Genomic DNA, 22001 nt, shown 5'->3' with positions numbered 1-22001 from the left:
TCTTGCGGATGAGCTTCGGCCTGCCGCGAACCGACACCGGCGCGGCCGTACTTCGTCGCGGGCAACCCCGGCCTGCCGGCCCGCGCGCCTTGCGGCCGAAGCTCTTCCGCAGCCATCAGGGAGACGACACGTGTACGTAATCATGGGCGGCACCGGCCATGTCGGGTCGGCGACTGCGCAGAGCCTGCTTGCGCGAAAAGAACCGGTCGCCATCGTGACCCGCTCCGCCGCGCACGCCGACGAATGGCGCGCCAAGGGCGTCTCGATTGCCGAAGCGGACGTGGAAGACGTGGCATCGTTGCGCTCGGCGTTCCGTCTCGGACGCCGCGCCTTTCTGCTCAACCCGCCCGCGGATACCGCGACCGACACCGATCTGGTCGAACGGCGCACGGTGGCCAAGATCCTCGACGCACTCGATGGGTCCGGGCTGGAAAAAGTGGTGGCGGAATCCACCGGCGGCGCCCAGGCGGGCGACCGCATCGGCGACCTCAATGTCTTGTGGGAACTCGAGCAAGGCCTGCGCGAGCGGGCGATCCCTGCGGCGATCAACCGTGCCGCCTACTACATGAGCAACTGGGACGCACAACTCGACAGCATCCGCAGCACCGGCGAGTTGTCCACCCTGTTTCCCGCCGACCTCGCCATTCCGATGGTCGCGCCGCGCGACCTGGGCGAAATGGCCGCTGCCAGGTTGCTGTCGCCACTGGACGACACCGGCGTCCGCTACGTCGAAGGCCCGCGCCTGTACTCATCGAACGATGTCGCCGAGGCCTTTGCGAAGGCGCTCGGTCAGCGGGTGAAAGTAAAGGTCACCCCGCGCGATCAGTGGAAGCAGGCTTTCCTGAGTCTCGGTTTCTCCGACGCCGCCGCCGAATCCTATGCGCGGATGACCGCCGTGAGCATCGACGGCGGCTTCGACATCGCCGACGACCCGCTGCGCGGCAAGACGACGCTGGAAGACTACGTCAGCGAACTGGTGGCCAATCAGGACGTCTAGCGTTTCAACGTCTTTTCAACACCTAGGGTTCGATGTCTCGCGCTTGAGGCTCACGCTCGGCCTCCGGGCCCATCGCCTGGCATGGGCAGAGGCGACATGGGCTCCACTCAAACCCGTCACGACGACTTCGAAATCGCAGGTTGCAGTTCGCCTCGGGGTTCTGGCGAGCGCTCAGGCCGCATCGAGCGCGCTGACCATGACGTAGTAGCCGTCGGGGTCGCGTAGCGCGAACTCCAACGTTCCGGTGCTGGGATTGAGCGCGGGCTCTTCCTCCAGCTTCGCCACGAGCGTGCGCGCCCTGATCAAGGCCTGGTCGAAATCGTCCACACGGAAGAACAGGAGCAGGCCATTGCCGGGCTCAGCGTGCTCGGGGCCGACCAGGGATGGATGGTCGTGCGCGCCCCATTGATGGAAGCAGATCAACACCGTTCCGTCCGTATCCAGGATTTGCCCGAAGAAATCGTGAGCGGGAGCAGTCTTGGCTTGACCGAACAAGGACTGATACCAGCCGAAGCTGCGAGCGACATCGGCGACGCCGATGATGGTCCAGGTGCGTTTCATAGGATGCTCCTACGGCTGACGCCTGACTGAGCGAACCGAAAACCGGCTCCGGCTCGTGTAAACCATCGCGACCGCTGAGCATCCGGCCCGATGACCGAGATTTCAACATCATCGCCGCCCGCAAACCAGCGCCTGCCCAGAGTTGAGCGGAATCGCGGTCGACTTCGCTGCGGCTAGGCCAGGTCTCGACCGCATCTGGACCATCTGACCGCGATGTACCCGGCAAGAATGGCGCAAGACCATGCCAGTGCCAAGTCGGCGGCGAAGTAAGCCGCATGAAAGCCATAGGTGTCGCAGGCGAGTTCTCCGCAGTCTCCGCCGACCTTGCGAAACACGAAGGGAAAACCGGCCGCCTCTTGCCCATCGCGCTGATACGCATGACGCGTCAGAAAGTACGGCATCGCATTGGCCAGGAAGGCGACGACGAGCGTTGCGATGAACGCCGAGAAGAACGCGGTCTTGGCACGCATGATCGGGGGCCTGAGCAGGATCGAGACGAGTCGACGGCACCCGAGCTACAGCGATAGCCATGGCCAGACGCAGACCGCCAACACCGCCCACGCCGCCGCGTGGACCCACAAGCCACGGCGGCCCTCGCGGTTCCGCTCGGCGTTGCGCTTGCTGGACGCCAGCCAGATCGAGATCAGGCTCGAATGCAGGAGCAAAGCGCCCACCAGCCACACCGCGAGGTACAGCATCACGCCGAGCGGATCCGGCCCTTGACCGTCGTGAGCGCCGGGCGAGCGATAGCCCAGATGGAAGTAGACCCAGGCTCCCAGGGACAACAGGCTGATGAGCAGGCTGATCCGGTGATAAAGCTTCATCGCACTCCTCCTTGAAGGGCGACAGGGTAATGCAAAGGACAGCGAGTGAGGCGCTCATGCCAGTGCCTCGGGCATTCCCTCGACGGCTGCATACTTTCTTAACGAGCGCTTCAGAGCGCCGGAATATCCCGGGATCGATCATTGGCGCCCTGCCAGCGGATGCGCCCCTACCGGAGTACGATCCTCGAACGGCCTGCGGGCCGGTCCCTGCCCTGGGAGCCCTGGAGCGCGTATCGACCATGCCCCCGGCGCAACGCAGATGCGATGCCATAAGCGGTGCCGCGCGATGATCGCGCAGGCCGTTTGCTTGCAAGACTCCAACGCAGTTCGACTTCCCGCGCGGCCGCTCTACGCCGCTGACCCCAGGAGATTCGGAATGATCAGCAAGAACACGATTTGTCTGTGGTACGACGACGCCGCACTGGACGCCGCGAAGTTCTATGCCGAGACGTTTCCCGACAGTACGGTGGGAGCCGTCCATCACGCCCCCGGCGACTATCCCTCCGGCAAGCAGGGCGATGTCCTGACCGTCGAATTCACCGTCATGGGCATCCCCTGCCTCGGCTTGAACGGCGGGCCGACGTTCAAGCACAACGAAGCGTTTTCGTTTCAGGTCGCGACCGACGACCAGGCCGAAACCGACCGCTTATGGAACGCGATCGTCGACAACGGCGGCCAAACCAGCGCCTGCGGCTGGTGCAAGGACAAGTGGGGGCTGTCGTGGCAGATCACGCCGCGCGCCTTGACCGAGGCAATCACCGACCCCGACCCGGCCGCCGCCAAGCGCGCTTTCGACGCCATGATGGAAATGGCGAAGATCGACATCGCCGCGATCGAAGCCGCTCGGCGCGGTTGAGGTTCCGCGACAGGGTCAGCCTGCTCGCCTTATGAGTCGTTCCCGGCTCCAGCCGGCCGCGCCGCTGCAGAAGCATCGCGCGCGGTCGCCGGGCCGCAGCCTTCCCGACCCAGTTCTTCGGCGACCGCCCGGACCGCCACGGCGGTCGGCACCACATAGAGATTGGCTTGCCCGTTCAACACATGCGCGGCATCGTCCGCATGCGCCGAGGTACGCATGCTGGCGAAGCGCAACTGCCTGCCGTCGGCGGTCAAGGACGGCGTGAAGTCCATGCCGGGTGCGTTGATCGGCGACGGCAGGCGCACCGCCGCGGACCAGCCATCGCTCGTGCGACAGGCCGCGAACAGGTCCAGATCCGCCGAGCCGCTGCGCTGGCTCCAGAACACCGCCATGCCGCCATCCGGCGCGAGGGTGAAGTCGCCTTGAATCGCGCCGTCGTTGAACGGCGCACCCAATGGCTGCGGCGCATCGAAGCCGCCTCGGCTCATGCGCGCCCGATAGATCGCCATCTTCGCCGGCCCTCCCTTGCGCGAGCTGTTGAAATACAACCAGCCATCGTGCAGCTCAGGGCCGAGCTCCTCGCCATCGCTGGCGACCGCCCCAAGGCGCTCGGGCACGCCGAAACGCCCTTCCTCCACGCCGACGCGCCAGATATCCAGACTGGTATTCGGCGACTCGCCGCTGACCGGACGATTGGAAACGAAGTAGAGCGTCCGGCCGTCGGGGGTCAACCAGGGATCGGAGTCGCGATAGCGCGGATCGGTGAACGGCGCTTCGGCCGCTTCGCCCCAACCGGCGCCGTCCTTCCGCGCGAACCAGATCCGGCTGTCCTTGAAGTTCGCCTCCGAACGCGCGAACACCATCAAACGCTGCCCGGAATCGGTGCTGAGGTTGTAATCGTTGCGTGTGCCCGACAACCAGTCCGCACCGAGCAAACGGGCGACATCGGCCTGCGGCGAAGCCAGTTGGCGCCCGCTGCCGGTCGCAGTACCCGACTGCTGCACGGATGCCACCGGCTCGGCCGCGGCATTCGGAGGTTCGGCGGGATTCATCGGCGTACAGGCCGACACGAGCACGCAAAGCGCCATCAGTTTCGTACTTCTCATCGCCTACCCCGCATGGACTGATATGGACTATCGAACGGCGCCCGGATCACTTGGGTTTGCTGTACCACAGGGCATTGACGATGATCCACCGACCGTCGAACTTCCCCATGTGGAAATAGTCGACGAACCACTGGGTTTCCAGGCGGACCGACGCCGCGTTGCCGACCACGTCGAGCACGCGGCAGCTGCGGTCCCATTGTTCCTTCGGCGTCTTCAAGACTCCTTTCTTGGTCAGCGCCACCAGTTCTTCCTTCGACATGCGCCGCAAGCCGAGCCGTTCGTAAGGCGTGTCCCCGATCACCGCGCGTTTGGCCAGGTCCGGGTGCAATGCGCGGGCAACGCGCTCCGGGTCGGCCTCCAACTGGCCGTCCACATAGTCGAAACAGGTGGCCTCGACAGCGGCGACCGTCGCCGGGTCGACGTTCGCCGGGCCGGGAACCGACGCCGTTGCCGTTGCCGTTGCCGTTGCCGTTGCCGTTGCCGCTGCAATAATCCAGGAAAACGTCAACATGGTTGTCTCTGCCGCCGAGTCGGAACGATCCAGTCATTAGGCAGGACGGGCCAACGGAAGTCTGCAGGCCGTGCGGCAGGACGTTGCTGGGGCGCGACGAAGCGTTGAGCCGCAACGGCTGCCTTCACACTGGACATCGGGTAATTCATAGTGGCCGCCTGCCATGAAGAATCCCCCCATGAGTTCCATCGCCTTGCCCGATTCGATCCCGGCAGCCTCGAAGCGTTTGTTCTGGCCCTTGCAGAGCATCGGCTGGTTCGGCTATTTCATCCTCCACTTCACCACCGCGATGGGCGACGGCAAGCCGCTGCACTATGCGTCCGCCTCGCTGTCGGTGGCCGCCTGCGGCTTCGCCGTCACCAGCCTGCTGCGCCTGGGATATCGGCGCCTGTGGGGCTTGTCGGTGCCGCGGATGACCGCCGCCGCGGTCGCGTTGCTCGTGCTGGCCACGCTGGTGCAGATGAAGCTTTACGTGACCATCGCCTTCCGCTATTGCGACGATTGCCAGATACGCAGCATCTTCGGTTATCTGTGGTACTTCACCTCGACGCTCTACATTCTTCTGTCGTGGAGCGGGCTGTACTTCGGAATCAAGTTCGCGTTGCAGCTGCAACAGCAGAAAGAGGCAGCGCTACGCGCGCAGAACGCCGCCCACGCCGCGCAGATCAAGATGCTGCGGTACCAGCTCAACCCGCACTTTCTGTTCAACACCCTCAATGCCATCTCCACCCTGGTACTCGACGACCAGCGCGACACGGCCTACCGCATGGTCGCAAGCCTTTCGGCATTCCTGCGTCGCTCGCTCGATTCCGACCCCGAGCAGCCGGTCGCGCTGATCCAGGAGGTCGAAGCGCTCAATCTCTACCTGGGTATCGAACAGATGCGCTTCGGCGAGCGTCTGCAGATGGTCGTGGACATCGAACCCGCGGCGCGCAATGCGCTGGTGCCGAGTCTGATCCTGCAACCGTTGATCGAGAACGCGATCAAGTACGCGGTGTCCAGGCGCGAAGAAGGCGGACGCATCGAACTCATCGCGCGACTCGACGGCGACATGCTCGACCTGCATCTGCGCGACGACGGCCCCGGTTTCGTCGAGGACGACGCAACGACGCAGGGGCATGCGCCTGTCGGCCTGGCCAACACGCGCGAACGGCTGCGCGTGCTGTACGGCGAGCGCCAGCAACTGAGCATCCGCAATCGCGAGCCGAGCGGCGTGGACGTGCATATCCGACTGCCGTTCAGCCTCGCGCGGAACCCCTGAGATGAAGACGATCCGCACCCTCATCGTCGACGACGAACCCCTGGCGCGCCGGGGCCTGGAACTGCGCCTGGGCCGGCACGACGATATCGAAATCGTCGGCGAAGCGGGCAACGGTCGCGAAGCCTTCCACGCCATTTCCGCCCTGCGCCCGCAACTGATGTTTCTCGACGTGCAAATGCCTGGGATCGACGGCTTCGAGTTGCTGCGCATGCTGCCGGCGATCCAGGTGCCGCTGACGGTATTCGTCACCGCCTACGATCACTATGCGCTCGCCGCGTTCGCCGCGAGCGCGCTCGACTACCTGCTCAAACCGGTCGACGACGCGCGCCTGGACGAGTCGGTCGAGCGCGCACGCTCGCGCCTGACCGCGCGCAAGACCGAAGATCACTACGAGCGCCTGCTCAAATTCATCGCAACCCTGCCGGGAACGCAGCGCTCGAAGCTCGACAGCCTGCTTGGCGATGCGGACCCGCGCGCCGGCAATAAGCTGACGATCAAGGACGGCCACCGCCTGCTGCGCATCGACGCCGACTCGATCCGCTGGATCGACGCCGCCGGCGACTACATGTGCATCCACGCCAACGACGAAACTCACGTCCTGCGCGGCACGATGCAGCACCTCGAACGACGCCTCGACCCGCACAAGTTCGCGCGTATCCACCGCTCCACCATCGTCAACCTGGAACGCGTCAAGGAAATGCGCCCTCATCTCAATGGCGAGTATTTTCTCCTGCTCGATTCGGGACACGAGCTGAAGCTGTCGCGCAGCTATCGCGACAAGATCAAGCTTTTCGGCTGATCCGCGTTGGTCCGGTTTCGGAAAGACGGCAAACCGTCGGCCTTCCCGGAGAGCCCGGCTGCCGGCCTTCGCTCGACGACGGAAGCGATCGCTCGCTTCCGTCGTCGCTTGGCCGCTATCGCAAAGCGATCGCGCTCATTCGGTCGGCACCGAGAACACCGTCTTCAAAAAGCCCGGCCACGCCGATTCCTGCACGTAACGGATCGGGCGGTCGGTGTTGCTGACCTTGTAACCGTCTCTGGAGTAGTCGGAGTTGAACTCCTTCGCACTCTGCGGGAAGAACACCGCCAGGCCGGTGTCGCCGTAGAACTTGGTGCCGATCTTGTTGCCGCTGCTGTAGTTGGCCTTGATCGCCAGCGCCAGCGCATCCTGAGCGTCCTGCACCGCGGCCTTGCTGTCGGCATCGATGGCCTTGGTCTTGAGGGTGGCCAGCCACGCACCGATGTCGACGCCGAGCGATTGCTCGTAGGGGCTCATCGCCTTGCGCGCATCGCGCGCGGCCTGCTTCTCGGCGGTGGTGGTCAGGCTTTCAGTCACCGCGTCCAGCGCATCGGCGACCAGGCCGGTCTTGCTCAGGTCGATCGAGGACAGCGTGGTGTGGCCGGACGGGTTGTTGGTGTAGTAAGCCTTGTAGCTGTCGACCACCCACTTGCCCAACGCCTGCGCCTCGGTCGTCGCCGGCTGCTTGGCCAGGTTGGCCAGGAAACCGTAGTCCCAGCCGTCGCCCGGCTCGAGTTCTTCGCTGCCGACCAGGAACTTGGCGCGGTCGCGCAGCTCGTACGCCGGTTCGATCATTGCCATCAGGCAGGCGTCGAAGGACACGATGTCGAGCTTCTTGTCGCCCAATGCGGTCTTGATCGCGGCGGCGACGTCGGAGTTGAAGATGATGTTGCCGGTTTCGTCGTCCGACGACACCGAACGGTGGGTGTCCTTCATGCCCGGCGCGGCGCGGAAGCCCTGGCCATGGTTCCAGATCACCAGCATCGTGCGCTTGGCCGGGTACTTCTGCGTGCCCCATTCGATGAAGTTGGCGAGCGTTTCCTTATCGCCCATGTCGGTGTTCAACTTGGATTTGCCCAAGTCCATCAAGGCGCCTGCCGCGGTCGGCTTGTCGCCCTTCTTGACCCGGAAGCGCTTGACCCCGGTCCAGTTGCCGTTGCTGCTGTCGTAGCCGGCGATGCGGCCGTACTCGACCAGGATATTGACCTTGTCGGAGCTGCCGACCTTGGCCATCTGGTTCCAGTTGTGGACCGTGAAGGGCTCGAGATTGTTCTTGCCGTTCATGAACACCAGCACGTTCCATTCGGCCTCGGCGACTTTCGCAACGGGCTTGCTCGGAGCCTTCGCAGCAGTCGCCGCGCCGCCGCACGCGAGCAATGCCGCGGCCAACAGTGATTTGTTCAACAGTTTCATCGATTTGATTCCTATGTGGGCAGGGTAAGCCGCGCGCACGGCGCGCTTCGTTCGCGCGGCGAAACAGCGAATGCACATTCGCTAAAGGTAAAAGCGCAGACAGGCGCATCGTCCCCCCGGCCACCCCAGCCGAGTGCATGACGATTTATGTGATCTCGTTTGAGGAACGCGACGCCAGTCGTCGCGATGGCGACGCAACCGCGCTGCGTGTCGAAGCGATGCGCGCGCTCCTCACACGCGGAAGCAATGCAGGCATCGAGCTAATGGGCGCATTGTTCGGTTGCGCCGTACTCGTACGACTGTGCCGTGCGAGCCTTGGTTATGTGCGCTGCGTCACCATGGCACCGCTTCATGCCTCGAACTGGACGGCCAGCGTGGGAGATGGCGTCGTTCCAGCGGAATTATTCCGGCAAGGGTTGCTCATGCCTTGCCTCCACCCATAAGCACGACAATGGCGGTAGGCCTTCCATAGACGGCTCTGCCGCTGATCGAAGGCCTGTGTTCCCGGCAACGGCCGGCGGTCGCGAGCCAGCGGCCGCCAAGCCTATCTGCGCCCGCTATCGACAGTCCCGGCGCTGTTCTGCGCCTGCTGCTGCAGCTTCGACGACGGCGACGCCGGTGGCGCGCTATTCGGCCGTATCGGGCGCGATTCGTAGTGAGTCTTGAAAATCGCCCGCCCCTGCGCCTCGATCGCATCCCATTGCTGCGACGACAAGTCGCCGAAGCGAATCGGGCCATTGGCCCATAGCGCCTCGAACCCGGAACCGCGTCGGCCCTGCACCAGATCGCGGGCATAGCCATACGCCAGTTCCTGCACGCGGTCGCGCGGAAATAGTCCGCCGTTTCCGGAGTACGCATCGATGTAGATATCCAAAGCGCGGTCCTCGCCGGCAGCCAGGCCTTCGGCCAGCCATTCGTGCGCCAACGTCCGCTGCTTCGCCGCGCGCTCGATGTCGGCGATCAATCCATCGCGGTCGCGGCCCGCCTGTTCGGACCACGTCGCCACATAGGCGAGCCTGGCGTCCTTGGCGTCCCCCCGACCTGCGCGCTCCAGCCACAGCAAAGACTCGTCCAGAGCGGCCTGGCCGACCCGCGAACAGGCTTCGTACTGCGCAAGATTCCCGGCGATTCGTTCGTGGACGCTCGCCATGCGGCCCCGCGACTGAGGCGTTGGATCCTGCAGCTCCAGCTCCTGCTCCAACCGGATCAGCAATTTGTCCGGCGTGCCTTCTACGACCGTCTTGCGACATTGGGCCGATCGGTTTCCCAAGACGTAGGCGGCGTCGACGTCGCCCCGTTCCGCCGCGGCGCGTAGTTCGCCATAGACCTCGTCGAGCGGCGGGAGCAACCACTTACCGGATGGATGCTTGCTCCACAGCTGCTCCAGGAATCGCTTGCTGGCGGCGCGATTCGCGGCCGACTCTTGCGGAAGTTGCGACAGGCGTTGCCGAAGTGCGTCGGCGGCATCTTGCCCGGCCGGCGCTGGGCGCTTCTGCGAAATCTTCGCCTCGGCGGTCGCGACCTGCGCTGCAGCGCCGCTCTGCGTCGATGCGGTTCGGCCCGTATAGAACCACACGGCCAAGCCGCCCAAGGCCAACGTCACCGCTCCCCATCCGATCCATCGTTTCATAACGGTGCCTTCCTTTGCTGAAATGCCTGCAGGATTTCGCGCGAGCGCCGCTCGGAATCGCGCACTTGCTGGGGGCTCGCGAGTTCCAGCAATTGTGCGTCCATCATCCTCGCGAGCGCTTGCGGCAGCTTGCTGCCCTCGCCCGTCCGTCGATACGCCTTCCAGTAAGCGAGTGCGTCGGTCATGTTGCGACCCAGATAAGGCTTGTGCCCATGGGTAGCGGCCAATGCCAGCAGCGACTGGGGCTCGCCGGCCTCGAACGCACGGCGCAGATAGCCTCGGGCGCGCTCACGCCGTGCAATCACCTCCGCAGCATTGTCCAGCAGGTCCGCATCGGAGGGAAACTCCTCGAACGCGAAAGCGGCATAGTCGACCATGGCTTTCGCATGGCCGCCCTCCGCCGCCAGTTCGAACCACGCGCGCGCATCGCCCTTGCGTACCGAGGCCGGCAAATCCCCTACCTCGCCGCAGATCGCGTCCATTCTGTCTTTGCCGTACAGCAAGGCATCCAGAAGGTCCGGATCGTTCATTCTGCGTCCGCCCAAGCTCGTGCTGCTGTCGGCCTTGGCGATCGCTTGCGCCAGCATCTCGGTAAAATCGCCGCCGGGAATCGGCCGGTACTCACGGCACCGGCTGATGACCTGGCCCAGGCGATAGGCGGCCCCCGCGTCGCCTGCGCGTGCGCGGATTTCGAGCGCTTGGTGGGTCTGCAGAAACGAGCCGCGCGGCAATGGCGTCCCGCTCGGCGCGGAACCCGGCCGCGGCATATCGGCCTGTGCGGCCTGTGCGACTTGCGAAACCGATCGCTGCTCTTCGTTCGTCGGTCGGTCGCGACTCAGCCCCCACCAGGCCGCCACTGCGATCGCGAGCAATATCAAGGCCCCCATCAGGACCTTGCCGCTCCCGCCATCCTTTGCGCGCCGCTCCATAGCCACCCCTGCCTTCCGTAACCCGCGGCGTTAGCCGCAACCGAGTCCCTTGCCGTGCACCCGTCGCCTGCGAGCGCCCGGCGCCGAAGCCGGCCGAGTTTGCCACATCTGCAAACCGGGATGGCAGGTGAGGGGCTTCGCGCGACACCGGGACTGGCCGGCAGGTCGCGCGTCGCCGGATGCGTCGCTACCGAACGGACCGCGCGATGCGGTCGACAGCGGGAGCGAGGCCGACTCCGCTCACTTCGTCACCACGAAACTGGTTTGATCGACGCCCGTATTGCCGGTCTTCGGGTCGTAGGCATACACCGTGATGCGATAGTTGCCGGGAGCATCGGGCTTCAACAGCGCCTGAAAGGTATTCATCGTTGCCTGCATCTGCAGCGGTATCGTCTTATAGCGGCGACCGTCCTTCTCGACGATAGCGGCCACTTCCATATTCTTGCCGTCCCAGGTGCCGCCTTCGGTGAGGATGCAACCGCACATCATGACCACGTTCGCCTTGAGCTCGTAGGGCGCCTGGCTGAGCGGCGTGTAAAGGTGAGTACCCGGACTCAGTATGTCGACGATCATGCCCGGTACCTCGACGATCAAACCGTCGCCCGCGATGGGCTTTCCGGGAACGAGCCATAGTTGCGTCTGCGATACGGTCCTGGCCTGCTTCTTGATGTAAGGCGCCAGCACTTCGACGGTCGCAAACACCGGCCTGTCGAGTAACAGCCTAGCCTTGAATGCGGCTGCGTTCCCCGCTATCGCGCCGTAACGCGTTCGGGGCGTACTCATGATGGCCTCGGTGTCGCCGGTGCCGCCTTCGGTCAAGCCTTCCGCCAGCACGTTGTCGTTGTCCGCGTCCTTGATCCGAACCCAGGCGCCGCCGATCGACGAGCCGATGAACTTTCCGTCCCGGGCCTTCGCCCTGACGACGATGTCGGTTGCAACCGGCTCCGCCTGCGCATTGCCAACGGCCAGCAGCGCCGCTATTGCCGCACAAATCAGGTGACGCATGGCTTTCCTCCGTGGTTATTCGAACGCTGAAGTCCGGGTCGCCCGGCACCGGTCTGAGCCAGGAACGCGAAGCGGCGCCGCCGGGGCCGATACAGTATGAGGGCCCGGCACCGACCGCCGACCGGGAAGCACCGACACTGCTATCGTTTAGCCATCCGATCGCGAAGGCCCGGGGCCTTAGAAGCATGAAGCTGGATGAGTACAATCGACTAAGGGGCCCTTCCGATACCACCCCGCTGTTTTCCTGTGGCGCCATCGCCTTCGGTCTCCTCGGCTTCCTTGCGCACTCGACCGCCGTCGCCGTCGCTACGATATCCGCTTCCGTTCTGGTCCTGATCGCCTTGGGAGTGCACACGGTCAAACGGCTCGACAAAGCCGACCAATTCCGTTGCCCGTCCTGCACGGCGATCCCGCATCAGTGGGTGGCGCCCGGCCCCGTAGACGACCGCGCACACACCGACTATCGGACCGATTTCTGTCTTCACTGCCGATTCGATCTTCGCCGACCGGAAGATCCGAATGCATGACGGCTTCAGCACGTTCGGCCTTCCGACCTCCGCTATCGGCCGGAGGGTGAAGCATGCGGACATCGTGCAATTCCGGGTGTCGAAGGCCCAGAGCACCGGGTAGAGAGGGGCCGGTGGCCGGCCGCTCTCATTGCACGACACAGGTCAGCGCAACCGTCACCGTGCTTCCCATCGCCATCGCGCCTAGCACGACACCGGCATCGAGTTGCGCCGCCGTAAGCGTTCCCGAGGGACAGGCCGTGCCGCTGCACGTCGCGGGCGCGGTGCAATCCAGGTTGCTGCGGCCCGAAGCCAGGTCCCGCAGGTTCGCCCCGGTAACGCCATCGGGGCCGTTGTTGGTGACCACGATCGTGTATGTGGTGCTCGCACCTCGGCTCAGGCTGTCGTTGGCCAGGTCGCTCGGACCCGAACCCGGCGTATTGGTCTTGCTGATGCTCAGGTCGGCGATCGGATTGCGGGTGTTGACGAAGGTGCACAGCAGGTCGTCGCCGGCGACCGGAGTCAGGCTGAAACTGCCGACGCTACCGCTCGGTGCCTGGCCTCCGCTGAGCGCGTTGCTGCAGGCGTAGGTAACGGCGTAGTTCGCCAGGTCCGCACCCGCGACGGCGGCTTCCGCGAACGTGTAACCGGTGCCGACCGCGGCCGGGTCCACCGTCGAGGTTTCGGCCGGAGCGTTGGTCGTGCCAGTGGTAGTGACAACGCTGCTACCGATGTTCAGAGTGAACTGATCCGTGCTCGTGAAGCGGCCCAGCGGCAACTGCTTCTGCAGGCGCAGGCGCGGCGCCTTGCTGTTGCTGAAGGTGCAGGTGAGCGCTTCGCCGCCTCCAGTCGAACCGCCTGGAATGGTCAAGGTGCCGCCGGTCAACGTGACCGGCACGCCGTTGTTGCTGGCATCCACGCAGGTGGCGTCGGTCAGGGTCCAACCGGCCGGCACGGTTTCGGTCAGGCTTGCAGGCTGGCCGGGCGTGGTCAGCGCAAACACCGCCGAGGTCTGCGGATTGGCGGTGGCGGTGTTCAGGCTCAAGCTGGCGGGCAGGCCATTGGTGCCGCCAGTGTACGCGAACGTCCCGGTGCCGCCGGTGCTCAGCTTGCGGATCGTCACGGTCGACTGCTGGGCGTTGACGAAATTGCACGAGCCGGTGTCGTCCGGAGTGAAATCCAGGATCGTGACCGCGCGGGTCGCTATGTTGCCGATGTAGGTGGTGGACGTCATCGTCCCGTTGGCGGCAGTCCTGATCTTAGTGCAGGACACGCTGACCAGCACGTACCCGGCCGGCGGCGCGTTCTCGGTAATCGTCACGTCGCGCGAGTTGTTGTTCTGTACCGAAACATCCACATCGACCGAGGCCGTGCTGTTGCTGGCCGGCGACAGGGCCGGGGCGGCCGGCGTGATCGAGCCGTTGCCGGTCGCGGTGATGCTGTAGCCGAACATCGCGCCGGCGCCCTGCACTTCCTTGGTCAGCACGACATGCGGATCGCGGGTATTGATGAAGGTACACAGGTAGTTGGCGCCGGCCACCAGATTGATCGCCGCGCTGCCGCCGTTGGCTCCGTAAGTCGGTGTAACGGTGCTGCCGGTGATCCCGCCGCCCTGGTTGATGCAACTGACGTTGGTCAGTTCGAAGTCGTTGTTGTTGCCGTCGGTAAAGCTCTCGCTGACCGTATAGAGGCCAGGCACCAGGTTGTTCAGCGCGCTGGTGCCCGGCGAGGGCGTGCTGTTGACGGTGCCGTAATCGTGGGTTTCGCTGCTGGTGGTGCTGAGGGTGAAGGCGAAGCTGTCGTCGTTGGGCAGACCGGTGCCGGGGCCGTCGCCGGCGAAGTTGAAGGTCACCGGGCCGCCGACGGTACCCACGCGGCTCTTCTGGATGCGCAAGGTCGCCAGCTTGGTGTTGGTGAAGGTGCAGGCGATGTTGCTGCCCGCCGCGGTCGCCGCCGCATCGAGCACGACATTGCCGCCAGAGGCGCCGTTGATGGTCGGCGTCGCTGTGCCGCCGGCGCCCAAACCGTTGCAACTGATCGCGCTCAATACGAACCCGGCCGGCGGCGCCGCCTCGGTGATCGTCGTCGCAATACCGGCCGTGGTCAGCGTTTGCGTCGCACCGGCCACGCCCACGCCCGGACTGGCGGTGACGATGTTGTGGTTCGCTACACCGTTGCCGCCCGAGAACGAGAACGTGCCGATGCCACCGTTGGAGATCTTCGTCACCGTTACCCTCGCCAGTGATGCGTTGGTCAGCGTGCAGTTGATGCTGTCGGCGGCGCTGGTCGGATTGACAGTGAATGGCTGGGTGGTGCCGCTGGGCAGCGTCGTGGTCGAGCCGGTGTTGGCGTTGGTGCAGACGATGCTTTGCGCGTAGTTGGCCAGGTTGGCCGTGCCGGCAGCGATTTCGGTCAGGGTGTAGGCGGTGCCTGTGGCGACCGCAGTGGCCCCGGTGGTGCCGGTACCGGCGGTAACCGAGTTGCCGGTGCCCGCGGAGGTATCGTTGCCCGGGGTCGTGAGTACGCTCGCACCGTTCTTGATCTGCACCGTGAATTGGTCGGTGTCGCTCACGCGATTGCCGCTCAGCCCCTTGCTCAGCGTCACCGTGGGGATGATGGTGTTGAACTCGGAGGTCGCGCCGGAGGTGCAGGCTCCGGTCAGGCATCGGGTCGCCGTCATGCGTAAGGTCGTGGTGCTCACCCCGGCGATCGTGCAGGTGCTGGGGGTAATGGCGCTGGGGCTGGCGACGATGCAACTGCCCAGCCAGACCTGGCCTTCGCCGTAACCGGTCGGGTCCAGGCCAGCGGGATTGTTGTAGAAGTCGATGCGATAGCCGCTGGCATTGGCGGCGGTGTCGAGGGTGAAGCCGACCGTATTGCCGGCAATGCTGGTCACCATCGGAAAATTCTGCAGACCGTTGGGACCGGTGTCGCCGTCGCCCGCATCGTTCAGGGTCACGCCATCGGCATTGAGGTCGATGCCCAAGCCGGTGTTGGCGGAAATATTGAGGTTGGCGTAGATCGCATTGTTGGCGGCATTGGCGCCGGAAATCTCGACACCGTCGCCGCCGTTGCCGGTGATGGTGTTGCCGGTGACGGTATTGGCATTGATGGCCAGCACCCCAGGCAAACTCTGGAAGCTGATGCCTGCCCCGGTATTGCCGGTGATCGTGTTGCCCTGGATCAGGTTGTTGCTGAGGGTGCTCAGCCCGACCATCCCGCCGAACCCCTGGAGCACGATGCCTGCGCCGGCGCCTCCGGTCAGGCTGTTGTTGGTGATGGTGTTGTTGTCGGTATTGCTGAGGTTGAACTGAGGCACCAGACGGATGCCGGCGAAATTGGTGTTGCTGATCGTATTGCCGCCGACGCTGACATTGCTCGCGCTGGCCACACCGACGCCGTAGTTCGTGCCGGTGACGATGTTGCCGGTGACCGTGGCGTTGTAGCCGGCGATCGCGGTGCTGTTGAACACGCTGATGCCATAGAAGCCGTTGCTGATGGTGTTGCCGGTGATGCTGCAGTTGTCGCTGTCGAAGCAGCGAACGGCATCGAAGCTGTCGCTCGGCATGCCGATCGTGTTGTTGTTCAGCACGACGTTCGGTGCGTTGCTGATGGTGACCGCCGTCTGACTGAAGTTCGCGATCGAGATGCTTTGCAGTTGGCTGTTGATCGCACCGGCACCGCTGAACTGGATGGCCGAGTACGACCCGCCACCGCCGTTCAAGGTGATGCCGCTGCCGTTGATCGTGGTGGTATCGGTGATAAGCGGCAGCGCCGAGGCGATGGCGATGCTGCCGCCTGCGCTGAACGCGATGGTGTCGTCCACCGTCGTGGTCAGGTTCGCTGCGGTGATGGCGGCGCGCAGCGAGGTGCAGGCAGATGCGCCCGCCACTACCGGCGTGCAGGTGCCGGCGATGTCGGTGGACGGCATCGTGACCGTATACGTGGCCGCCAGCGCCTGGCCTGCGCCCAGTATCAGCGCCAACCCGACTGCCCAGGGCGGTAACGGGCACGCGCGCCGCGTGCGACGGGCGACGGCGACGTCAGGCGAGCGGGCAGGTTGCGTTCCGCTGCCCACCGTCGCTACAGATGTGCCTGCAAAGCTGGATAGCGCACACAGCGCTACCCGCATTCCGAACCGGCGCCGCCGGAACTGGGACTGGATGATCGACATAGCCTCCCCCTAAAGCTATCTAGCGGGGCTTCCTGCCCGTTCAGACTCGTGCCTGAAGACCTTTGCTCAGGTCGCAAAGCGAAACTGCATTCGCCCAGCCGTCGGTAATGGCAGAGAACCGGGCCGCGTCCGGCCGGAGGGGGCGGCGGACGACAAATCTAACTTATGTGACTTACGTCACATAAATCGCGCCAATCGTCGGCACGGCCAAACGAGGGTAAATCCCGCTAAATTCCGTTAATGCGCGGTCGAGGTGACCTTTTCGGCCACCCTTTGGGTCACTAATTGCCCTTCCTGGCACATGGATGCTGGCGATATGGCGCGTGATGCAGCGGGCCTCTCTAGCCAGGATGTGTCAGTACCTAACCGTATGTTTTGTGCCGCTGCCGCAGCGTCTCGGCGGCCGATGCACTAAGGCCTCGGCGAGCACCGCTTGTTGATGCAGGCGACCGCGAACCTCGCATCGCGAAACGGCAGGGCGGCGGCACCCGCATCGTCGTTGCATGCCGGCAAGCCGCCCCACTCCCGCGCCCTGCACGAACGCATGCACGGTCGGGTAGCGCAAAGGGATCGCATGTTCGCTCCCGCGCCCAAAGGGGCCAGTCGATACGCAACGTCGCTTCATGCGTCCGCCCAGGTGACAGCACTACCGCATCTGCTCGAACTCACCCGTACCGACACCTGCGCACCGACTGGCGAGACGCCCTGTGCTAGCGTCGTTTGCAAGGAATTCCGGAGGCCGCCGCCGCTTCCGAGGAGCTCGCGTCATCGCGATGGGCCGTGCTTGCAGCCACTGTCCAAATCCAGAGAGCAATCAAGCGAGGCGGCTTTCAATGGAGGAACACCGCATGAAGGGATGGATTGCCAAAGGAGCCGCGCTCGCGCTCTTCGCAGGACTGATCGGCTCGGTCGCGCCCGTGGCAGCGGAACCGACCTACGCCTGCACCGTGGAACGGGAGGGCGAGTTATTTCAGGTGGCGTACGATCATCCGTACGATCCCGGCTCGCTGTATCAGTGCCGCGGCGCCGCATGGCGTTTGATCGGACTGTGCAGCCCCGACCGGGGTTGCCCACCGGCGCCGGATCCGGGTGGACCGATCGTGGAGATGTAGGGATTCGCAGCGGCCGACGGACGATGCGATTCGAGGCGGGGCCCTGCACGGGCCCCGCCTTTTCATTTCCGTCGCCGACGTCATTGGACCGAGCCGACAGGTCTTACGGTCGGGACCGGATGCGGATTGAGCGCGGTGCCATGCCGCCAATGCTTCTCAGGCTCCAACAGGAACAGCGCGAAATGCAGGTGCGGTGCATCAGGACGGGCATTGCCGGCATAGCCGATGATCTGGCCGCGCCGAACTGCCGGCTTCTCCGTCGAAGGTGGACTTCGGCGGCTCGCTCACGACGGCTCGATGCACGACGGCGAGCGCTCGACTCAAAGAAGGCGAAACCGCTCGGAGGGGCTGGCGGTTTCGCCGTATCGTGAGCGCTGCGCGTTACATGATGCAGCCGGCGTAGGCCTTCGACCGGATCGTCATGATGCCCCAGCCCGGATCGCCGCATCCGGCCGGCTGGCGAATGCCTACGACGGTGCCGGCTGCATCGTAGTAAACGACGGAGCAATAACAACCCGCGGAAGCGGTAGCCGCGCCGGTACCGGCGGAGACCGCCAACAGAGCTCCCAACACGATCAACTTGATGTTGCGCATCGTCATCCTCTCCCTGGCTCGCGGCAGGCTGCCGCAGGGGCAAGATACAGCGAGGGCCATGGCGGGCCGTGTCCGGCATCGCGAATTCGGAACCGCGAGTCCGTCGATTCTTTCCTGAAACAGGCCGCGGCCTTGCGATGGAGCGATCAAGTTTCTTGCTATACGACCATGAAGACGACGCCTCGTGACGACGCCTCGCCAAGACAGACTCCCCGCCGCAAGCACCTCGACGATCATCAGGATGCCGGCGCGGGCCCGAGTAACGGCAATGGACGAAGAGATGCCGCGCACCGGCCTGGCGCAGGCTCCCTGGCCGGTGTGCAAAGTGAATGGCTTTCGGCGAGGATGGATGCAACGCGCTCGAAGTTGCGGGCGACGGCGAGTCGGCCAAGCCGGTTTCGATGAGTGAACGCCGAAGCAAGGGCGATCATGAGCCCGCGATCTGGAGACACCATGCAGATTCATAACTGGCGCGTCATCGTTCTGATGTCGTTGCTGTCCGCCGGAACCGCCTGGGCCGCACCGCCCGGCGCACCGTCCCGCGGCGAGCTGAGCCTGGCCGGCTTGAAGCTGGGCGACTCTTTGGCCCTGGTCCGCAAAAAGCTAGGCAAGCCCCAAAGCACGACAGGCGCGCCCGGCGATCACGATTACCACCTGATCTATCGTGGCTTGCGCATCGAAATGACCCAGCCCGGCCAAGTGCTCTTGCTGGAATCCACGTCGCCGGACTATTGCACGCCTTCGGGCCTGTGCCCGGGCCAGCCTCTGGAGCAAGCGCGCAAGCGTTGGGGCGAAGGCGAAATCTACGATGGCGACGACGAAGGCATCTTGCACTATGGCGTCGACGACGATGCCTGCTTTTTACAAATCCAACCCGACCCGTCGCGAACATCGATTCACAGCGTGGCCTTCGCCTGCCCTTGAGCAAGGCGCCAGCGCGATGGAGCAGCGGAAGCACTCGCATCGCGAGCAGGCAGACGAACCGCGTCGATCGCGGAGCCTGATCGGTCCGGTTCGAACTCTGTTGTCCGCTTGTGAGGACCTGCTGCCGGCCGCTGCGGGCGGGTTCGCCGACCGCCCGCCGCTCCGCTGGCGGCCCCAAAGCGGCATCGTCCCCTTCATCTGAACAGGCGGCCTGCGAGCGCCCCTGTTGCGCCAGCCCTCAGGGATGAAATATGATGATCGTCATATGAAGAGAGCCGCCACCCGGTCCAAAGAAGCGACGCACGATCGCATCGTCGACGCTGCCGCGCGCGCCATCCGTCGCAGCGGTTATGGCGGCACCGGCGTCGCCGACATCATGAAAGACGCCGGACTTACCCACGGCGGCTTCTACGCCCATTTCCCGTCGCGCGAGGCGATGTTGGCCGAGGCCGCCGACCGTGCCGGCGGCGAAAGCGTGGCGACGATGGAGCGCATCGCCGCCAGCGTGCCCTCGCAGCAAGCGCTCGCGGCCATGATGCAGGCCTATCTCTCGAACGAACACCTCGAACAGATAGAGACGGGCTGCGCTACGGCCGCGCTCGGCTCGGAGATGCCGCGCCAGGCGCCCGAGGTCAGGCGCGCGGCCACGCGCCGCATCAAGGAGATGGTGGATCTCGTCGCCCGCCATTCGCCCGACTGGGGCCAGCCGGCCGCGCACGAACGCGCTCTGTTCGCCGTTGCGACGATGGTCGGCGCCCTGGTGCTGGCGCGCGCCGTCGACGACCCCAAGCTTTCCGACGGGCTGCGCGAGGCGGCCCTGAAGCAGCTTCTCCCTACTGAGTCCTGACTCCCTCCTCGCGGCAGGGCGTTTTAACTCGCCCGTCAATATGACGATCATCATATTCAAGGGCATTCCCAAGCCGACCGCCGCCATCGGCGCCGGCTCCGTGCAACCCAGTGACTTCTCACCAAGGCTCTCCCCATGAAGATCGAAGGTTCCATCGCGCTGGTCACCGGCGCCAATCGCGGGCTAGGCGCGGCATTCGCGCGAGGCCTGCTCGCGGCCGGTGCGGCCAAGGTCTATGCCGCGGCACGCGACCCCGCCCGCATCACCCTGCCCGGCGTGATGCCGGTGCGGTTGGACGTCACCCAACCGGAACACATCGCGGCACTGGCGCATGAGTTGCGCGATGTCACGCTGCTCGTCAACAACGCCGGCATCGCCGAGTTCGGTTCGTTGCTCGATCCGAACGCGATCGACGCGCTGCATCGTCAGTTCGAGACCAATGCGGTCGGCCCGCTGCGATTGGTGCAGGCGTTCGCGCCGGTGCTGGCCGGCAATGGCGGCGGCGCGGTCGTCAACGTGCTGTCGGTGCTGAGCTGGCTCACGATGCCGGGAACCGGCGCCTACAGCGCCTCCAAGGCCGCCGGCTGGGCCCTGGGCAATGCCCTGCGGCAGGAATTGAAGGCGCAGGATACGGAGCTGTTGGCGGTGCATTCGGCGGTCATCGACACCGACATGGGCCGCGGCATCCCGGGACAGAAGATCGCCCCCGACGATGTCGTACGGCAGGTCATCGCCGCCCTCGAAGCCGGGCAACCCGAACTGCTGGCCGACCCGACCACTCAGCACGTGCATGCCGGGCTGGTGGCCCAGCCGCGCGCCTATATCGGCGCATAGCCGCAGCGGCCGACACCGCTCCTATCGATAGCGCGTCCCAAACCCGCCCGCCATACCGAGAGCCGCCGTCATGAAGGCATTCATCGTTGATCGCTACAAGGCCGGCAGCGCATTGCGCTTCGGCGATATGCCGGATCCGGAAGTGCGCGACCGGGATGTCCTGGTCGCCATCCACGCCGCCGGTTTGAACCAACTGGACGCCAAGATCCGGGACGGCGAGTTCAAACTCATCCTGCCTTATCGTTTGCCGCTGATCGCGGGCAACGACGTGGCCGGGGTGGTGGTACGTGTCGGGCCCAAGGTCCGAAGATTCAAGCCCGGCGATGAGGTGTATGCGCGGCCGCACCAGGACCGGATCGGCGCGTTCGCCGAACTCATCGCCATGGATGAGGCCGACGTGGCGCTGAAACCCGGACATCTCAGCATGGAAGAAGCCGCCTCGATCCCGCTGGCGGGCCTGACCGCCTGGCAGGTGTTGGTCGAACGTGCCGGGCTGAAGCCGGGGCAGAAGGTGCTGATCCATGCCGGCTCCGGCGGCGTCGGCACCTTCGCCATCCAGTTGGCGAAGCACCTCGGCGCAACGGTCGCGACGACGACCAGCACCGATAACGTCGAGCTGGTCGCAAGCCTCGGCGCGGACGTCGTCGTCGACTACAAGAAAGAGGATTTCGCCCAGGTTCTGACCGGTTACGACGTGGTCTTGAACAGCCTGGACCCGCGCACCCTCGAAAGCTCCCTCAAGGTGCTCAAGCCCGGGGGCAAGCTCATCTCCATTTCCGGTCCGCCGGATGCGGCCTTCGCCAAAGACGGTGGGCTGAGCTGGCCCTTGCAGCAAGTCATGCGCCTGCTGAGCCTCGGCATCCGCACGAAAGCCAAACGGCACGGCGTCGCTTATTCGTTCGTCTTCATGCGCTCCAATGGCGATCAGTTGGGCAAGATCGCCTCGCTCATGGAATCCCGCGTCATCCGGCCCGTCGTGGATCGAGTCTTCCCGTTCGCGTCGACCAACGAAGCGATGGCCTACCTGGCGACGGGCCGCGCGCGAGGCAAGGTCGTCGTCAAGATGAAGTAAGCGGCATGGCACGGCCAAGGAAGCCCATGCATGACGTGGATGCTTC

General features: G+C 64.9%; 21 protein-coding genes. 10 read left to right on the top strand and 11 right to left on the bottom strand.

Annotation, left to right across the window (positions count from 1 at the left end; translation table 11 throughout):
- Nucleotides 1-130: 130 nt before the first annotated feature.
- Nucleotides 131-997: an NmrA family NAD(P)-binding protein gene (locus ACTOWK_RS21020; RefSeq protein ID WP_441332036.1), complete on the top strand. Its 867-nt coding sequence runs from the start codon at nucleotides 131-133 to the stop codon at nucleotides 995-997.
- Nucleotides 998-1168: 171 nt separating this feature from the next.
- On the opposite strand, the gene ACTOWK_RS21015 is transcribed toward ACTOWK_RS21020, so the two are convergent.
- The 3 genes from ACTOWK_RS21015 to ACTOWK_RS21005 all read right to left on the bottom strand — a co-directional run bounded on the left by ACTOWK_RS21015 (nucleotide 1169) and on the right by ACTOWK_RS21005 (nucleotide 2382).
- The gene (locus tag ACTOWK_RS21015) at nucleotides 1169-1558 is read right to left on the bottom strand and encodes a VOC family protein (protein ID WP_441332035.1); all 390 of its coding nucleotides are present in this window, start codon (nucleotides 1556-1558) and stop codon (nucleotides 1169-1171) included.
- A 173-nt stretch (nucleotides 1559-1731) separates the two neighbouring features.
- On the bottom strand, nucleotides 1732-2028 hold the full coding sequence (locus ACTOWK_RS21010; protein WP_441332034.1) for a hypothetical protein: 297 nt from the start codon (nucleotides 2026-2028) through the stop codon (nucleotides 1732-1734).
- A 45-nt stretch (nucleotides 2029-2073) separates the two neighbouring features.
- On the bottom strand, nucleotides 2074-2382 hold the full coding sequence (locus ACTOWK_RS21005; RefSeq protein WP_441332033.1) for a hypothetical protein: 309 nt from the start codon (nucleotides 2380-2382) through the stop codon (nucleotides 2074-2076).
- Between the two features lie 376 nt (nucleotides 2383-2758).
- Here ACTOWK_RS21005 and ACTOWK_RS21000 point away from each other — a divergent pair, with 376 nt between their 5' ends.
- Nucleotides 2759-3238: a VOC family protein gene (locus ACTOWK_RS21000; protein ID WP_441332050.1), complete on the top strand. Its 480-nt coding sequence runs from the start codon at nucleotides 2759-2761 to the stop codon at nucleotides 3236-3238.
- A gap of 29 nt (nucleotides 3239-3267) precedes the next feature.
- On the opposite strand, the gene ACTOWK_RS20995 is transcribed toward ACTOWK_RS21000, so the two are convergent.
- Both ACTOWK_RS20995 and ACTOWK_RS20990 read right to left on the bottom strand, forming a co-directional pair.
- Entirely contained in the window at nucleotides 3268-4344 is a 1077-nt protein-coding gene (locus ACTOWK_RS20995) for a hypothetical protein (RefSeq protein WP_441332032.1), read from the bottom strand.
- A gap of 46 nt (nucleotides 4345-4390) precedes the next feature.
- Nucleotides 4391-4855, bottom strand: a complete 465-nt coding sequence (locus tag ACTOWK_RS20990) for a nuclear transport factor 2 family protein (RefSeq protein WP_441332031.1) — start codon at nucleotides 4853-4855, stop codon at nucleotides 4391-4393.
- A gap of 178 nt (nucleotides 4856-5033) precedes the next feature.
- On the opposite strand from ACTOWK_RS20990, the gene ACTOWK_RS20985 reads away from it, so the two are divergent.
- Both ACTOWK_RS20985 and ACTOWK_RS20980 read left to right on the top strand, forming a co-directional pair.
- Nucleotides 5034-6116 carry a sensor histidine kinase gene (locus tag ACTOWK_RS20985; RefSeq protein WP_441332030.1) on the top strand — a complete coding sequence of 361 codons (1083 nt, stop codon included), beginning with the start codon at nucleotides 5034-5036 and terminating at the stop codon, nucleotides 6114-6116.
- Nucleotide 6117: 1 nt separating this feature from the next.
- On the top strand, nucleotides 6118-6915 hold the full coding sequence (locus ACTOWK_RS20980; protein ID WP_441332029.1) for a LytR/AlgR family response regulator transcription factor: 798 nt from the start codon (nucleotides 6118-6120) through the stop codon (nucleotides 6913-6915).
- 135 nt (nucleotides 6916-7050) lie between these two features.
- On the opposite strand, the gene ACTOWK_RS20975 is transcribed toward ACTOWK_RS20980, so the two are convergent.
- From ACTOWK_RS20975 to ACTOWK_RS20960, 4 genes are all read right to left on the bottom strand, one after another.
- A complete protein-coding gene (locus tag ACTOWK_RS20975; RefSeq protein WP_441332028.1) occupies nucleotides 7051-8328 on the bottom strand; it encodes a clostripain-related cysteine peptidase in 1278 nt (425 codons plus the stop codon).
- A gap of 544 nt (nucleotides 8329-8872) precedes the next feature.
- Nucleotides 8873-9958, bottom strand: coding sequence for a hypothetical protein (locus tag ACTOWK_RS20970; protein WP_441332027.1), 1086 nt, complete (start codon nucleotides 9956-9958; stop codon nucleotides 8873-8875).
- A complete protein-coding gene (locus ACTOWK_RS20965) occupies nucleotides 9955-10887 on the bottom strand; it encodes a hypothetical protein (protein ID WP_441332026.1) in 933 nt (310 codons plus the stop codon). The genes ACTOWK_RS20970 and ACTOWK_RS20965 overlap by 4 nt, the downstream gene beginning before the upstream one ends.
- Nucleotides 10888-11127: 240 nt before the next feature.
- Entirely contained in the window at nucleotides 11128-11892 is a 765-nt protein-coding gene (locus tag ACTOWK_RS20960) for a hypothetical protein (RefSeq protein WP_441332025.1), read from the bottom strand.
- A gap of 185 nt (nucleotides 11893-12077) precedes the next feature.
- On the opposite strand from ACTOWK_RS20960, the gene ACTOWK_RS20955 reads away from it, so the two are divergent.
- The gene (locus ACTOWK_RS20955) at nucleotides 12078-12419 is read left to right on the top strand and encodes a hypothetical protein (RefSeq protein ID WP_441332024.1); all 342 of its coding nucleotides are present in this window, start codon (nucleotides 12078-12080) and stop codon (nucleotides 12417-12419) included.
- Between the two features lie 127 nt (nucleotides 12420-12546).
- On the opposite strand, the gene ACTOWK_RS20950 is transcribed toward ACTOWK_RS20955, so the two are convergent.
- A complete protein-coding gene (locus tag ACTOWK_RS20950) occupies nucleotides 12547-16383 on the bottom strand; it encodes a beta strand repeat-containing protein (RefSeq protein ID WP_441332023.1) in 3837 nt (1278 codons plus the stop codon).
- A gap of 1037 nt (nucleotides 16384-17420) precedes the next feature.
- On the opposite strand from ACTOWK_RS20950, the gene ACTOWK_RS20945 reads away from it, so the two are divergent.
- Nucleotides 17421-17684, top strand: a complete 264-nt coding sequence (locus ACTOWK_RS20945) for a hypothetical protein (RefSeq protein ID WP_441332022.1) — start codon at nucleotides 17421-17423, stop codon at nucleotides 17682-17684.
- Between the two features lie 381 nt (nucleotides 17685-18065).
- Here the strand turns inward: ACTOWK_RS20945 and ACTOWK_RS20940 are convergent, their stop codons facing one another.
- Nucleotides 18066-18278, bottom strand: coding sequence for a DUF6289 family protein (locus ACTOWK_RS20940; RefSeq protein ID WP_057916470.1), 213 nt, complete (start codon nucleotides 18276-18278; stop codon nucleotides 18066-18068).
- A 405-nt stretch (nucleotides 18279-18683) separates the two neighbouring features.
- Between ACTOWK_RS20940 and ACTOWK_RS20935 the strand changes: the two genes are divergently transcribed.
- From ACTOWK_RS20935 to ACTOWK_RS20920, 4 genes are all read left to right on the top strand, one after another.
- Nucleotides 18684-19202 (top strand): hypothetical protein, encoded by a 519-nt coding sequence (locus tag ACTOWK_RS20935; protein WP_441332021.1) that lies wholly within the window; start codon nucleotides 18684-18686, stop codon nucleotides 19200-19202.
- Between the two features lie 265 nt (nucleotides 19203-19467).
- On the top strand, nucleotides 19468-20049 hold the full coding sequence (locus ACTOWK_RS20930) for a TetR/AcrR family transcriptional regulator (RefSeq protein ID WP_441332020.1): 582 nt from the start codon (nucleotides 19468-19470) through the stop codon (nucleotides 20047-20049).
- Nucleotides 20050-20184: 135 nt separating this feature from the next.
- On the top strand, nucleotides 20185-20883 hold the full coding sequence (locus tag ACTOWK_RS20925; protein WP_441332019.1) for an SDR family oxidoreductase: 699 nt from the start codon (nucleotides 20185-20187) through the stop codon (nucleotides 20881-20883).
- 70 nt (nucleotides 20884-20953) lie between these two features.
- Entirely contained in the window at nucleotides 20954-21955 is a 1002-nt protein-coding gene (locus ACTOWK_RS20920) for an NADP-dependent oxidoreductase (protein ID WP_441332018.1), read from the top strand.
- Nucleotides 21956-22001 lie beyond the last annotated feature (46 nt).

It is taken from the genome of Lysobacter sp. CA196, from assembly GCF_052078695.1.
GTDB lineage: Bacteria > Pseudomonadota > Gammaproteobacteria > Xanthomonadales > Xanthomonadaceae > Lysobacter.
The sequence above is the reverse complement of the archived record's forward strand: the minus strand, read 5'-3'. Positions and strand labels throughout refer to the sequence as shown.